This window comes from Moritella sp. PE36 (assembly GCF_000170855.1).
Lineage (GTDB): Bacteria > Pseudomonadota > Gammaproteobacteria > Enterobacterales > Moritellaceae > Moritella.
In genome coordinates, this window is the sequence record NZ_ABCQ01000036.1 from 1 (window position 1) to 15,844 (window position 15,844).

16 protein-coding genes are annotated in these 15,844 nt (G+C 39.4%); 3 read left to right on the forward strand and 13 right to left on the reverse strand.

The genetic code is table 11. The features are described from left to right. On the reverse strand, positions 1–1,540 hold a 1,540-nt coding region (gene thrS, locus PE36_RS16695; RefSeq protein WP_006033231.1), incomplete at its 3' end, for a threonine--tRNA ligase. A gap of 339 nt (positions 1,541–1,879) precedes the next feature. Here thrS and PE36_RS16700 point away from each other — a divergent pair. Further along, positions 1,880–2,704 (forward strand): DUF2797 domain-containing protein, encoded by an 825-nt coding sequence (locus PE36_RS16700; RefSeq protein WP_006033232.1) that lies wholly within the window; start codon positions 1,880–1,882, stop codon positions 2,702–2,704. 305 nt (positions 2,705–3,009) lie between these two features. Then, entirely contained in the window at positions 3,010–3,465 is a 456-nt protein-coding gene (locus tag PE36_RS16705) for an L-alanine exporter AlaE (RefSeq protein WP_006033233.1), read from the forward strand. A gap of 123 nt (positions 3,466–3,588) precedes the next feature. On the opposite strand, the gene PE36_RS16710 is transcribed toward PE36_RS16705, so the two are convergent. After that, a complete protein-coding gene (locus PE36_RS16710) occupies positions 3,589–4,473 on the reverse strand; it encodes a hypothetical protein (RefSeq protein ID WP_006033234.1) in 885 nt (294 codons plus the stop codon). A gap of 234 nt (positions 4,474–4,707) precedes the next feature. Here PE36_RS16710 and PE36_RS16715 point away from each other — a divergent pair, with 234 nt between their 5' ends. Beyond that, on the forward strand, positions 4,708–5,340 hold the full coding sequence (locus PE36_RS16715; protein ID WP_006033235.1) for an OB-fold-containig protein: 633 nt from the start codon (positions 4,708–4,710) through the stop codon (positions 5,338–5,340). 285 nt (positions 5,341–5,625) lie between these two features. On the opposite strand, the gene PE36_RS16720 is transcribed toward PE36_RS16715, so the two are convergent. From PE36_RS16720 to PE36_RS23815, 11 genes are all read right to left on the reverse strand, one after another. Continuing rightward, complete coding sequence (locus PE36_RS16720) at positions 5,626–6,579, reverse strand: hypothetical protein (protein WP_006033237.1); 954 nt, start codon at positions 6,577–6,579, stop codon at positions 5,626–5,628. Next, positions 6,576–7,694: a hypothetical protein gene (locus tag PE36_RS16725; RefSeq protein ID WP_157517802.1), complete on the reverse strand. Its 1,119-nt coding sequence runs from the start codon at positions 7,692–7,694 to the stop codon at positions 6,576–6,578. Before PE36_RS16725 ends, PE36_RS16720 begins: the two co-directional genes overlap by 4 nt. 10 nt (positions 7,695–7,704) lie before the next feature. Then, the gene (locus PE36_RS16730) at positions 7,705–7,992 is read right to left on the reverse strand and encodes a PAAR domain-containing protein (protein ID WP_006033239.1); all 288 of its coding nucleotides are present in this window, start codon (positions 7,990–7,992) and stop codon (positions 7,705–7,707) included. Positions 7,993–8,031: 39 nt separating this feature from the next. Next, a complete protein-coding gene (locus PE36_RS16735) occupies positions 8,032–9,933 on the reverse strand; it encodes a type VI secretion system Vgr family protein (protein WP_006033240.1) in 1,902 nt (633 codons plus the stop codon). Positions 9,934–10,005: 72 nt separating this feature from the next. Then, positions 10,006–10,485 carry a type VI secretion system tube protein Hcp gene (locus tag PE36_RS16740; protein WP_006033241.1) on the reverse strand — a complete coding sequence of 160 codons (480 nt, stop codon included), beginning with the start codon at positions 10,483–10,485 and terminating at the stop codon, positions 10,006–10,008. Positions 10,486–10,719: 234 nt separating this feature from the next. Then, positions 10,720–13,317, reverse strand: coding sequence for a type VI secretion system ATPase TssH (gene tssH, locus PE36_RS16745; protein ID WP_006033242.1), 2,598 nt, complete (start codon positions 13,315–13,317; stop codon positions 10,720–10,722). Positions 13,318–13,579: 262 nt separating this feature from the next. Beyond that, on the reverse strand, positions 13,580–14,287 hold the full coding sequence (locus PE36_RS23805) for a hypothetical protein (protein WP_006033244.1): 708 nt from the start codon (positions 14,285–14,287) through the stop codon (positions 13,580–13,582). Between the two features lie 6 nt (positions 14,288–14,293). Continuing rightward, the gene (locus PE36_RS16755; protein ID WP_157517803.1) at positions 14,294–14,533 is read right to left on the reverse strand and encodes a hypothetical protein; all 240 of its coding nucleotides are present in this window, start codon (positions 14,531–14,533) and stop codon (positions 14,294–14,296) included. Between the two features lie 17 nt (positions 14,534–14,550). After that, positions 14,551–14,970: a hypothetical protein gene (locus PE36_RS16760; protein ID WP_006033246.1), complete on the reverse strand. Its 420-nt coding sequence runs from the start codon at positions 14,968–14,970 to the stop codon at positions 14,551–14,553. Between the two features lie 214 nt (positions 14,971–15,184). Continuing rightward, positions 15,185–15,421, reverse strand: coding sequence for a hypothetical protein (locus PE36_RS23810; RefSeq protein WP_157517804.1), 237 nt, complete (start codon positions 15,419–15,421; stop codon positions 15,185–15,187). An 86-nt stretch (positions 15,422–15,507) separates the two neighbouring features. Further along, a complete protein-coding gene (locus PE36_RS23815; RefSeq protein WP_052298103.1) occupies positions 15,508–15,816 on the reverse strand; it encodes a hypothetical protein in 309 nt (102 codons plus the stop codon). Between the last annotated feature and the right edge of the window lie 28 nt (positions 15,817–15,844).

Genomic DNA, 15,844 nt, shown 5'->3' on the forward strand with positions numbered 1-15,844 from the left:
TGGCTCTGTGGATCATAACTGGCGTTTCACGACCGTTACTTTCACACACATATTCCGCACCTAATTTCTCAGGCATTGAGAAGTCTAGCTGAATTGTACCACATTGCCATGCACGATCTAAACAGTCATGTAGTGTAAATTCAATTTTAGGTCCGTAAAACGCACCCTCGCCTTCTTGTACATCATAACTTAAGCCACTAGCAGTTAATGCATCAGCAAGTGCCTGCTCAGATTTATCCCAAGTCTCATCACTACCTACACGTTTTTCAGGACGTGTTGATAATTTAATCTCAATATTCTCGAAACCAAATGTAGCGTAAGTTTCAAAAACCATCTTGATACAATCAGATACTTCTTTCTGAATTTGGCTTTCAGTACAGAAGATGTGTGCATCGTCTTGTGTGAAGCCACGTACACGCATTAAACCATGTAACGAACCTGACGGCTCATTACGGTGACATGAACCAAACTCAGCCATACGTAATGGTAAATCACGGTAAGATTTTAAACCTTGGTTATAAATCTGAACGTGACCCGGACAGTTCATTGGTTTAATCGCATATTCACGGTTTTCTGAGTGAGTACAGAACATACCTTCTGAATATTTATCCCAATGACCTGATTTTTCCCATAAGCTACGATCCATGATTTGTGGACCTTTCACTTCTTGGTAATCAAATTCACGTAATTTTTCACGAATTAAATTTTCTAACTCACGGAAAATAATCCAACCATCGTTATGCCAGAACACCATACCTGGTGCATCTTCTTGCATATGGTAAAGATCAAGTTGCTTACCAATTTTACGGTGATCACGCTTCTCAGCTTCAGCAAGACGTTCAATATGTGCTTTTAGCTCTTTCTTATCAGTCCAAGCTGTACCATATATACGTTGTAACATCTTATTGTCTGAGTTACCGCGCCAGTATGCGCCTGCAATAGACATTAATTTAAAATGCTGGCAATGCTTCATGACTGGTACGTGTGGGCCACGACACATATCTACGTATTCTTCATGGTAATATAAAGCAGGCGTTTCATCTTTACCGATGTTCTCGTCTAAGATCGCTACTTTATATGTTTCACCACGTGCTTCAAACGTATCACGCGCTTCTTGCCAAGATACAACTTTCTTAACAACTTGATAGTTGGTCTTAACCAGTTTGTTCATGTGCTTTTCTAGCTTAGCTAAATCAGCTTCACTAATTGGTTCTTCCATTTCGACGTCATAGTAGAAGCCTTTATCAATGGTAGGACCGATAGCCATCTTGGTGTTTGGCCATAATTGCTTAATAGCATGACCAAGTAAATGCGCACAAGAGTGGCGAAGGATCTCTAAACCATCAGCATCTTTAGAAGTAATGATTTCAATTGCAGCGTCTTCAGTGATCAGGTCACATGCGTCAACACGTTCACCATTAATGCGGCCAGCGATACACGCTTTAGCAAGACCAGAACTGATATCCGCAGCAACTTCCATAATCGTTACAGGGTTGTCAAATTGACGCTGAGCGCCATCTGGAAGAGTAATTACAGGCATTTTATATCCTTTTGCAGTGATGCTGCCTACGATGCAGCGTTTGCATAAATTAAGATGTGATTAAACATCGTGTGATAAATCTTTCTTTATATACACAAAGTAATGTTACTCATGTAAATAAAGATCTAAAATTTCCATCAGAACCTTTTGCCCTCTAAATACGAAAAGTGAAAACAATAAGTAGAAAGAAATTTCAGACCCGGTATTATATAGAATTACATTATAATTACACGGCTTTTGTTGATCTTGCATGAATTTATCCGTCTCAAATAAGAATAAACACGTAAATCAATAATCCCAACTAAGTCAAATAATTTCACGAGCAATGGAATATTAAAAATGTCAACCACCGGCCATATCAGTAAAATGGTTTCAACTCTTAATGCAGATAGCAGTGTGAGTTACCAGTTACCACTCGACGATACTCTTATACCGTTAAACGAGCTTATCGGTAAATCAATTACAATGACGCACACAGGCAACATACATTGCTTAAACTGTGGTAAGAAAACCAAGAAAAGCTACTCACAAGGCCACTGCTTTGTTTGTACGCGCAAGCTAGCAAGTTGTGACATGTGTATTATGAAACCTGAAACATGCCATTACGAACACGGTACTTGCCGTCAACCAGAGTGGGCTGATGATTTTTGTATGACTGATCATTATGTGTACCTTTCCAATACATCTTCATTAAAAGTGGGTATCACCCGCCACACTCAATTGCCAACGCGTTGGATTGATCAAGGTGCGACACAGGGTCTGCCTATTTTCAAAGTAAAAACCAGACAGATATCAGGATTAGTTGAAACGGCACTGGCTGAATTCATTGGTGATAAAACTAATTGGCGCACAATGCTGAAAGGCGAGAATGCAGATCTTGATTTAAAAGCTGAAGCAGCACGTTTAATGCCTTTAATTGAAGAGCAGTTAGGTAATATCGAAATGATGTTTGGTTTAGATGCAATCGAAGAGCTTGAAAAGGATATTGTGACAATTAACTATCCTGTTACTCAGCATCCAACAAAAATTGTCTCACACAACTTTGATAAAGAGCCTGTTGTATCAGGCGTATTGCAAGGTATTAAAGGTCAATACTTGTTTTTTGACACCGGTGTGATCAACATGCGTAAGTTTACCAGCTATGAAATAACCTTTACAGCTTGAAAAACTGACCTAGCTGTCAACATATAATTCAAACAATGAGATACCGGCCGAAACATTAGGTCGGTAATTTGAACTCTGTCACACTAATTAGCGTCATTTTCATACTCCCCAGCATTTACTTTCTATTTTCAATCCTTTTTCACTATTTAATACATAAAAAACTTAAAAACCAACTTATCTTTAGTGATTAAAACTGCTTAATACGTGATTTAATAGTCATATATTCCACTTATATTTAAACATCTAGTTTATAAGTGATGATAAATACAATTTACACGCGACATTAACCTAGTAGAGATAAGTAAATGCAAGTTAAAGCCCCTTTCTGCGTTCGAAATGCCGCAGCTGACACATTCGCAATGGTAGTTTTTAGTTTTGTTGTGGGCATGTTGATTGAGATCTTTGTCTCAGGGATGTCGTTTGAACAATCTTTAGCTTCCCGTATGGTTTCAATCCCAGTAAATATTGCAATTGCTTACCCATATGGTTTATATCGTGACTTTATTATTAAGACCGGAGCTAAATTAGTTAAGAATAAACTCACAAAGCAATTTGGTGATACGTTTGCATATGTATCTTTCCAATCACCTGTTTATGCATTAATTTTATTATCTGTAGGTGCTGATTTTGAGCAAATCGTAACAGCGGTATCAAGCAATGCAGTGGTATCTTGTTTTGTTGGAGTGTTTTACGGTCAATTCCTTGATTTATGCCGCAAACTATTTCGTGTACCAGGTTATAACGCCAGAATTAGTGCGTAACAAATGCCAGCGAAGACTTAAGTCACTCATAATAAGTCCAGCTCAGAGAAGGCGCATTATGATGCGCCTTCTCTGTTTATTCTTCTATTTTTGCTTTTATACAGTCGATTCATAACAACAGAACTAACTTGCCGTTGTGATCATTTCTAAGTCTTGCTCTGACTTTAATGTCAATGCAATCTGAATCCCTTTGTATTCAGCTAAACTTCGTACGTGTGAACCACCACAAGGCATGGTAATGCTTTCACCAAATCCTAAATCGCAACACCAATAGCGAGAGTCTGTAAGCGCATCACCTTCGCATTTCATCACCACAGGTGCTTTAGTCTCAAGCCAGATTGCCAGCACGTCATTAACCTTCGTTTCGATTAACGCGAGATCAGCAAGCATCTCAGCCACATTAAGGCCACGTTTTTTCAACGTTTTACCTAAGCGGTAACTGTCCGTTGATTTGTTTTCAGAAACCAGACTTAATACTTGGGCATATGAATGAAAATCACGGTTGTTTAACACATCTTTACGCGATGCGTCTTTGCGCCAATAAGTTTGCTCAAGTACTTTATTTAACGCATAAGAAGCCAAATGCCCGGCACTGTGACCGCGACTTAGCGCTGCTTGATAGCCTTCATCAACATTCAATTCAACAGTGTCGCTCACGTTTAATACCAAGTCTGATGCTAATTCATGCACAACAACAAAATGCCAACCTTCCTCACCACGCTTAACAGGAATATCTCTGCCTTTATACAGCTTGTTATTTTTAACATCAAACGCACCTGTCACGCAGTCTGTCACTGTGTATTGCTTGCCTTCAAATACTAAGAAACCTTTATCTGCTGGATGATCAGGCCAGATATGACTGACTGGGTGGAATGGTGTTTGGTCAACGATAACATACGTACTGGTATCTGTTTTTTCTACCCATTGAATACAACTTGTTGAACTCGTAATACCCTTACTAAAAAGTACTTTAGACATGAGTACCTGATTCGAGATAACTTCAGACATTTAAACTCCTTGGGGTAACAAAATAATGACTTAATAATACCATTTCGTGCGTTCATTTCCTCATCACATCAGCGTTAATACTAAATTCATACCTTTACATGATTGTTTTCTGAAGCGTTAGGTCGCTAAAATAATCATAACGTTCAAACACCTGACTCAATTTTAAAGCATTTTGCTAACAGACTTTTAATCTCCCTTTAAATACGATGTTAGTGAATATAAGTAAGGACAAACATGTTTACATTTCTGCTCGCGGACATGAATCTGCTTTACACATTAGCAATTATCATTGTTTTACTATTTTTATTCCTCGAGTTACTCGGATTAATCGTTGGTATTAGTTTACTCGACCTCCTCGATAACATATCGCCAATTGATGCAAATAGTAGTTTACCGATTACAGATGGGGGCGTGAGCAATCTACTTGACTGGTTATGCCTCAAAAAATTGCCAATGCTGGTTTGGTTAATAATTGCATTGACTCATTTTGCAATTATTGGTTACAGCATTAACTATGCTGTATTAACATCTCTCGAATGGCAGCTACAATTAATATTCATATTACCGACAACTGTATTTTTTACATTAATAATGACCTATTTTGTTGGTTCTGCATTAGCCAAAATAATACCCAACAATGAAACGACAGCAGTATCTACCTCTACCTTCATCGGCAAAGCGGCAAAAATAACAATTGGAACCGCAAGTTCGGGGAACCCTGCAGAAGCATTACTCATCGACGACTTTAACCAAAAACATTACATCATGGTCGAGCCTGAGTTTGAAAAAGAATATTTACCACAAGGAACAGAAGTCGTCATCGTGGATAAACTTAACGGTACATGGCTAGCAATCCCCTTCAAATAATAATCAAGGATTAATAAAAATTTGAAATGGTTGGCAGCATGCTAAAAGAAATTGGCCTCGTCGATAAAGGTCTGAAAGACACACCTGAAGTATCAGAAACGAGTGTGTTGCAGATATTGATCTGCATTTAATTTGTGCTACTCAGCATGTTTTTCTGGGTAGCTATCCCTATCACGTATCCTTAAATTGAGTGAATTATTATGATTGAAGCGATCTATTATCAATTAAACATGATGCATGATGGTCTAATAAATGGCACGTAAATGTAACCCGCTATTCAAACACTCAATCAAACCAGCGATACGTCGCGGTACCTACATACGGCAATGACGATGTATCAATCTGCAGGCTAGAACCCTGCCAGATATGCTGTTTATAATGATGATAACTCACTAAAAAATGTAACAGGCTATAACAAGCACCTATATCACCTTGGATTATTTGTGGCGTGAAAAACTGGGTATTAGCATCGAAAAGTCCTGAGATCGCAGATAGGGTATTGTGGCCAACTTGGTCTAGAGATTCATCGCCGCTATGACACAGAGACAAATACTGCATCGGTGCAGTTTGCTTGGCAACACTATCGGCAATCAGTGCAATTAAACCACTCGGTGTATGTCTGTCTATCACTACATCCATACCACAAGACAACACCTCAAGACCTTGTGCTTGTCGTGATAGCACCACAAAAACAGCGCCTTCCGAAGCGGGTAATACAACTGAGGAATAATCACTGAACTGGCTGACAAACTTCAACAAGCCCTGCTCCGTAGCCCAGCTGTCTACGGCTCCAATGACCACCAGTTCCATGCCATCACTGAGTAACACATCAGCCTGGCGCAGCGCTTGATAAAAACCAGCACTTCCCAGCAAGTAATATTGGCTATTGGGATTTGTTGTCCACGCGGGCAAAATATCGGCTACAGATTCAATGAGGTGCGCCTGCATCTCGCTAAATTTAGCGTCAACAAATGGCAGTACCATTAATAACGGTGCATGCTTACTAGATTCAATTAGGTTGGAATTTTCCAGCGCCGTATTAATCAATATTTGCCAACGGTCAATCCGGTTGTCAGCTAATACTGATTGCGTAAACGCCACTTGTTTGGCTGGTTTAAACTGTGTGTATGGTGCAAGTTCGGTTAAATCGATACGCGGCGCTTGGCCAGACAACACTGTATAAAATGACTGCGGTGCACAACCAAATTCGCCAGCATAAGCGGTTATGGTAAATTTCATAATAAACCTCGCGTATTAAACCCGCGAGCATCAAATAAACGATGCTCAACCTTCAAGCACCAATAGCGATAGGCTGCAACTTCGCATTGAAAAATATTACCCTGTTGCCAGACCAATATGATATTCGACTCATTAACCGCTTTACCCGCTAATATCTGCTCAGGAAGATCATCGCGATGCACTTCCCACCAAGCCGTTAATGTTTGTTTTAACGCCACCAGCAACTCAACTTGAGATTCTGGTTCGAACTCGCCGTATAATCCATCAGGTAATTGCCGCTCAAATTCAGTCCCTAACAAGGTATGCAGAGCAGCAAAAGCAGCATGACTTAAAAAACCTGCAGTTAACATTTGGATCAACCAAGGGACAAACTGCTTATAACCGCTAAACCCCATCATAGATAATACAAATTTGGCATTATCATTATGTTTAGATAATTCATTTATCAGAGTATTGACTAATTTGCTATCGGCCTGAACCACGTACTGCTTGAGTAATGACTTGTCTGCTAACAGAGTGCTATTTAGTGCAGGCAGTTTAGCCGCACTATTACCTCTACATAAGGTTAGTTCGAGCAATTTTTTATTATCATCATCGGTGTTTTCATGGTTCATAAAATGGCTAAACCAGATTTGAGACGCTCTACCTAAATGCTGATTAATAAAATTGATACAAGGTTTAATATTGCTAACATGAAGAAAGTTGAATTGATCGTTAATTGTCGACGTAGCGCTGGCAATCACACATAGCAACTGCTTTGTTAGTTCTGGTGAAGTCGTTTCAAGACTGATAAGCGCCGCGATCAGGGCTGCACCGTTATTCTGCTGTGCCCACCACTGTATACAGATAAGGTCTGAATGAGTGGTTTTACTTTGGTTTTCTAATAACTGAATAATTTCGGCCACAGTTTCTGACAATAATAAACTTAACCAAAAAGGGTTGTCATTTTGCTGTTTTTTTAACGATTTACGTTGTTTCGTGAGTAAATAAAACAAATTTGCAGCTTGCTGATCCAGCTGCCTAAGTTGCAATTGAGTGGACCAACAATTATCAAAGCAACGGTGGCGTTGTTCGAAATACACTTCAATTTGAGCAATCAATGTTTGTGAAGTCATATTCATCACGTTAGCCAATGAGCACTGTAGGAATACCGACAACAATTTTACCACCGTGTGCACCAGTATCACCCATTCGAGCAGCAGGTTTGCCGTTTATTAATACCGTCGCAGATCCCATAATAATAGTATCTGGTGGACCACAACATATCATTTTATCCCCTAACCTTGCCGCAGGTTTGCCTCCGATAAGTACAGTAGGTGAGCCGACTATCACTGGCCCCCCAACATGAGGAACAGGGCCGCTACTTGCAGGGCAAGAATGATAACTAGTCAGTGTTGCAGCGGGTTTCCCCATATCGGATATCCTTATGATAATAATTAACGAGCAATATATTTAATTGATTTTAACAACGGAACCTTTAACGACGACCATAGAACCTTCAATATTGGTCGCGGTTCCTTTCACTTTGACATTCGTGCCTGAGATTTCGATATTAATACCCGATAGATTAATCGTACCGTCACTTTTCATCGACAACGTAGCCGAGCCAACGGTCAGATTTATTTCAGTTGCAGCCTTTAGATTTAAGATATTGCCAACATCTAACGTATCGTCATTACCAACATTGGTCTTACGATCATTACCGATGGTTTCGATTTGATCATTGCTCACTGTCAGCGTGTCATTGTTGGTTACCGTTGTCGTTCTATCATTACCAACGGTATCGACTTGATCATTCACCACAACTAATTGGTGGTCTTTCTCGGCGCGTAATCCTAACAACTCACTACCGATTTTATCTTCAAATATCAGTTCATTACAGTTAGCATTACCGTCTGTTGTGGTCGAATGAGTGCGAATACCACTTTGCGTTTTGTTAGCTGGCAGTGCATTAGCGGGCATCTGCTCACCGTTATATATAGAACCAATCACGATAGGTTGTGACGCATCACCGTCTAAAAATGAAACCAATACCTCTTGGCCAACGCGAGGATAAAAGAATGCGCCCCAGTTTTTGCCAGCCCAATTTTGTGAAACACGGATCCAACAAGAACTATTCTCGTCAGAGGTGCCGAGTCTGTCCCAATAGAATTTAACTTTGATCCGACCATATGAATCTACGTATATCTCATCGGACGCACCACCAGTTACGATAGCGGTTTGTACGCCTCGTATAATTGGCTTTTTGATATTGATAATCGGTTGATAGTTTTGGCTATTCGCAACACAATAAAAATTGGAATGGATTTCCATACCATTTTTCGAATTAACATCAAGCTGTGAGCCTTGACTCGCCATAAAATGGTTGCGTGTCACAAGGAATTCAGGTCCAACTAGACTTTGTGTCGCATGCCCAGAAAAAGCAATCATCTTGCCACTTTCAATGGTCACGTAATTCGAACTGGCTTTAAAAATCGCTTTGTTTGACTGTAATTGTTCTAACTGTGTTGTAGCAAATGCATTTGATGCAGCTAAGTTTTTATTGCCCGAAACATACTCAAAATGTTCTAACTTATCTTGCCCTGTAAAATCTGCGTTACTGGAACTGCCATCAATGTTCGTTAAGGGCTGTTCAAAATTAATTGCTCTTAAGCTCACCTTGCCGGGTTTTACAGCGGCCAGTGAAGACCAAGCGGAAATATAAGCATGAGAAATAATCTCATCTGATTGCAATAAAGGACTTTCGGCGCAACTCATATGAGACGTTGTTGAATTAGCTAAAATAAGGGAATTGGCTCCTGCGTCTTGCTTAAAGTAAAAATAAATACCTTCCTGAGCAAACAAGCGAGTCAAAAATTGATAGTCAGTTTCATGATACTGAACGCAATATTCATAAGGCTTAAACGCTGTGCCAGCTTTGTTAGTAAACTGAATATTATGTTCAGGTAATATCTGAGAAGCAATATCAATAACAGATAAGTCTTGAAAGATACGGCAGTTACTGCGCATCGTCGCTAACCAAAATTGCGGTGAGATAATTAATGTATAACAGTAGTATTTATTAGCATTATCAGCTTTTTGATAAGTCTGGCCCTGCGAACTGATACTCGTTACAAACCCATTAAAATTTCGCGTGTAATTGCCAGAGGAATCTTTAACAGCCAGTTCAATGGTAGTCGATTGACCTAATAGCAGTTGATAATCCAGCTCACTATTTGTGGTATACACAGAAGCGTGAATTTCATACAGAGAAGATATGCTTTCTTGCATTGATACGGCCGTAATATGTAAGGCGTCACCTCCCAATGGTGTGGTGATTTTCATCATTGAATGTTGTTGAGTAGCCGCTGCCATTTTATTTCCTAACTGAACAAAAAAAAACAGTTGGGCAACTGTTCAAGTTGCCCAACTGTGAAACCAGCAAACTTACATTTGTTGGCCAGTCACACCGCTGTAACCATATACAAGTGGAGCTTGTACATTGTTTAAGTCATCAGTAGGCGTTACAGTCATCATCATTTCTGTATAACTAATGGTGATAGTTTCGAGTGGACGATCGCCTTGAACTGAAACTTGGTAACTGCTGATCATTGCATTAGTAAGTTCAATTTTCATGATCTCTTCAATGCCTTCGCCTTGCTTAGTGATGTGGAAAATAGCACTTTTACCTTTACCAATCGTAGATTCTTTGAAAAGATCAGGTGAAGCTTTATCTTGTAGCTTAGTAATTGTTACATCATTAAGCTTTGCAGAGCTTGCTTCACGATCTTGCGCTGTACCAGTATAAGAACTTAATACACGGCTTGTACCAAAGTCTAATGATAATACTGTGATTAAATCTGGGAATTCTTGAGCCGTAGATTCACCAACAATACCTTCATAATCTAAATACGTATTTGCTTGCATTTTATAATCCTTTTAAATTGCTTAAATAAGCTTGCTATGGTGATGGTTTTGTCAATAAAACCATCTGTAAAATTTATTTCTGGTTACCAACTTGTTCATTTAACACCTTAATAAATAAACAAATATCCGCTGTAGAAGCTGGCTGAATTATCTTAACAATCGTCCTTTAACACAAGTTTTCGAAGTATGTATTACCAGCGAATTTAGAATGGTTTTTATCTCATACTTTTCTGTCTAATTAAGCGTAATAATGAAGTTATCTTCATTCGTAGTAACGTTAATTTGACTAAATTCAGTCTGCTGCGTCATCGCTTGTAACACTTGCACTGAAATTTCCGGTAATAACGTATTTTGCAAATAATTGTGAATTGTACGCGCACCTGATGCCACGTCATGACATCGACTGACTATTTGAGTAATCACTTCATTATCAACGATGAATTCGGCATTGTGATTACGACGAATACGCGCAGCCAAGCGGTTTATTTGTAACTGGGCAATGGTGCTTAACATGTCATCTGTTAACGGCACAAACGGAATTATGTTGGCACGCCCCAAGAATGCAGGTTTAAAGGCCGCCATGAGGTCGCCTTTAATACAATCAGCCAAACTGTCTAACTCTGGTGCCGTATCAGGATCGGCAAACAACGCAGTGATCGTGTCGGTACCGACGTTAGATGTCATGATGATAATGGTATTTTTGAAATCAATATCGCGACCTTCGCCGTCTTTAACACAGCCTTTATCAAAGATTTGATAGAAAATGTCTTGTACGCCAGGTGCCGCTTTATCAATTTCATCGAGTAACACGACACTGTAAGGGTTACGACGAACCGCTTCAGTCAATACGCCGCCTTCACCAAAACCAACATAACCAGGAGGAGAACCGAGCAACAGAGAAACCTTATGCTCTTCTTTGTATTCAGACATATTAATGGTGATTATATTTTCTTCACTGCCATAAACCTGCTCGGCAAGTGTTAACGCCGTTTCAGTTTTACCGACACCACTTGGGCCCGTAAGCATGAAAATACCATTGGGTTTGCTTTCGTCACTTAACTGGGCACGAGAGATCTGTACGGTCCGAGCGATCAAATCAATGGCATGGTCTTGACCGATAACACGAGTCTTCATCTCAGCACTTAAATTAAGCACAGTTTCGAGTTCGTCTTGCGCCATTTTACCGAGGGGAATACCAGTCCAGTCCGAGATCACTTCACAAATAACTTGCTCATCAACTTGCCAGTACACCATGGTATTTTTAGCTTCGTGTAATTCTGCTTTTAACGCAGTAAGTCGAATGTATTTCTCTTGCTCTGCACCATGCTCATGAATGTCGGCAATTTGCTGTTGAATGGCTTGTACTAATTCCGATTGTGTTTTCCATGCTTGTAGCTCAACAACCAAGTTATCTTCAACTCCAACAAGATCACTTTGTAATGCGATAATGACATCACCATGATCTTCGCCAGACAGTTGTTCACGTTCAAGCAATTTTATCTCAGCTTCAAGCTGCGCTTTTTTACGTTGTAAATCTTCAACTAAACCCGGGGTTGCGGCTTGACTGATGGCAACTCGTGCACAAGCGCTATCCAATAGTGCCACTGCTTTGTCTGGTAATTGACGACCGTTTATATAACGTTTAGATAAGGCAACGGCGGCTTGTAAAGCATCAGCGGTAATGACAACATCGTGGTGTTGTTCCATCACAGGTAAAATACCACGCAACATAATCACCGCAGTGGGTACAGAAGGTTCTTCAATTTTAACCACTTGGAAACGGCGGGTTAATGCCGGATCTTTTTCAAAATACTTTTTATATTCAGCCCATGTTGTTGCGGCAATAGTACGTAACTCTCCACGAGCAAGTGCAGGTTTGAGAATGTTCGCCGCATCGTTTTGCCCTGCCGCGCCACCAGCACCAATCATGGTATGTGCTTCGTCAATGAATAAAATAATTGGGGTTGCTGATTGTTTTACTTCATTTAATACTGCTTTTAGGCGATTTTCAAACTCACCTTTCATACCAGCTCCGGCTTGCAGCAGCGCCAAATCAAGTTCACGTAATTGCACGTGCTGTAGACTTTCTGGTACATCTTTGGCAACGATACGTTGGGCAAGTCCTTCGACAACGGCAGTTTTCCCTACACCGGCTTCACCGGTTAAGATTGGGTTGTTTTGACGACGTCGAGTGAGAATATCGACCATTTGTCTAATTTCTGGATCACGGCCTAAAATCGGGTCCATTTTGCCATTGCGGGCTTTTTCGGTTAAATCTACAGTGAATTGGTCTAACGATGGCGTTTTACTGTTGGTTGCGACACCGGCATTAGACACTGCTACAATACCGTTTTGCTCTGCGGATTTTTCGGTAATAATAGACCAGTTATCGCGAATTAAATTAGCTGATAATCGTTCAAACTGACGTATATGACGAGACAACATCGCGTTGATACTGTCATCGCTAAGGAGTGTATAAAGAATAATACCGGAACGGATCTGTTGTTCGTCAAACTCAATGGTGGTATTTAACCAGCTTTGTCTTAATAAGGTGATGATATGCGGAGAAAGACTCGGCGCTGCACTATTACCGGTTTTTTGTCGCTCTAATGATAAATTAAGTTCATTGATAAGTACTTGTACATCGATGCCCTGCAACTGACAGATTATCGCTATATCATCTTGTTTGTTTTCTACTAGCTGTAATAACCAGTGTTCTATTTCAACCGTAAACTGACTGCGTGAGTGACAAAGCCCCGCAGCACCCTCGAGTGCCTTTTTTCCATTTTGGTTCAGTTTGTCCACTAGGTGTTTTAACGACATCGTTGACATGTAAAATCCTTTTAATTCATCCCATTAACACTTCAATGGTATGAACTTTAGACTTAATCAACAATCGGTTAGAGGTATGGAAAAAGGTTGGTTTTATTTGTTTTAAAAATCTAATTCACGCATACTTTTTACATGGGTAATTTGTGTCACAACAATATGTTTTGACAGTTCCTTAATTAATTCATTTTCTTTAGATGGTTCAAAATAAAAACGACGTGAAGCATACAATTCATCACTTAAACTGAGGTATAGATTCATACCTTCAATAATTATCAAGTACTTCGCTCACACTAGCAAACTTAATATGCTCGGTAATATTGATATACTGCTTAAGTAACTTATCGATTTTTTTCGTGTGTTTCTTTTGAAAATAGATAATACCGGAAGCATTTCTCTCATCCGACTTCAAGCGAATTACACCTCCTTCAGATAGAGATGAAAGTTTGTAATTACCAAGAAAATATATTTCATGTGTTCGTTCTAGCGGTTGAGCATTAATTAATTGAAATGCCATTAACGCAGACCCGCCAGCACCTACGAAAGCCATTGGGCCGACAATAAAAACCGCGAGCAGACAGGTTATTACTCCACCCCATGCTAAGATCCTAATAACTTTAAACACTGCCTCAGGGATACAATCTTTTTTTATTAAGACAATCCCAAGAGGCATAACTTTATACGTTGTCATTACGTTGGGGGTTAATAAATAACGACTAATGTAAAACATAATAGGCAATGATATAGCACCGGAGAATACAGTTCCTAGACTATCGGAGTCGAGTCCAAGATAAATAAATCCACCAGCAAAACATAAAGCTAAAAAAATGGCCATAATTGTTAAATAAAAATGTGGTTTGATTACAATTTCCCACTGATATTTAACAGGTCCTTTAACTAATTCCTTGTTTAACTCAGCCCGGATTTTGTTATTTTCGTTGTTATACGCTTCGTATTCTTTAATGGTACTCATTTTTTATTACCCATATTCACTGACTCCCAAAGTGTGTGTATCAAATTCATTGGTGCGTTCAATTCTATCTGGTGTCATCACATCTAATGCCCGATTACTTCCTTTCGCTGCATAAATAATATCTGTTTTTGCGTCCGCTTTGACGATGATATATATGATAACTTTTTTTAGTTCATATTCAGTTTCTATATTTAACTTATATTGCCAAGCCCCGTCCAGTTCCTCCCATTCTCCATCATCAATCACGTCCTCCGGAAGCCGCGTCACCAACGGGATGGCCCATAACCATAGCCTATCTCTTTTGTCCCATTAATGTAGGGATAGGTGGTTATAGCCATGTCGAACTCTTCATACTTATCCATACTCGGTAGAGTGATGACTAAGGGCTGCTTGTAAAGTGGGTTATCGGCTTGTTTTTGTGCATAAAGACTACGATTGTAATTATCACCCTCATTGCTAAACACAACCTGTGGTTTACGCATTATTTTGTTATATTCAAGTAACTCTTTATCCAATGTCCAACCCTTGGTATTTGTACCCCAGGTACTGTTTTTTACCCATGTTTCCAGCGGTGTTTTTTTGTAGAAACTCGAAAAAACACTAAAAAATGCCATGAACGCAGACCAACCAGAACCGACGAACGCCATCGGACCGACAATAAACACCGCGAGTAAACAGCTCACAACTCCACCCCATGCGAGGATCCTAATGATTTTAAACACAGTCTCAGAGATACAATTTTATTGGGTGTCGTCGATGTTATGAATTTTAGACTTAATCAACAATCGGTTAGAGGGATGAAAAAAGGTTGGTTTTGTTTATTTTAAAAATCTAACTCACGCATACTTTTCACATGCGTTATTTCTTTTATTTTCATATGCTTTGACAGTTCCTTAATTAATTCATCTTCTTTAGCTGCTTCAAAATAAAAACGACGTGATGCATACAATTCATCACTAGAACTCCAAATGCTAACACACCCTTATTTGGAACAACTTTAATCGTATATTCACCAATAAAATTTACACTCTTATTTTTTGTTTCGGCATGACAATCGGTAAATTTAACGGCTAACAGCGCCATTCCACCAGCGCCAACAAAAGCAAGTGGGCCAACATATGCAACAGTCGCCAAACAGGCCACCGCAGAGAACCATGCAAAACCACGCATGATTGTATAAGCAACATCAGGGATGGTATCTTTTTCAGTATAAATGATACCTAAAGGAGTGAGCTTGTAGTGTGTGTTCTTATCTGGAAAAATAGATAACGATTCATTCCGTACAGCATAAAACTAAACATAAAACCAAAAATAATGGTTCCTAAAGAATCCTCATTAAATCCCCTATAAACAAATAAGCCACCTAAACATATACTCATAACAGTACCACTAATCTTCATGACTATGTGTTCAAGCACCATAAGCCTCCACTCATAACTTATCGATGCTTTTGTTAATTTAGCATCCAAAATATCACGCAACTCTCGCTCTTTGTACCTGTATAATTCATTTATAGTCTGTTCCGTCATTCCGCTTCTTTTATCCATATTAGAATCT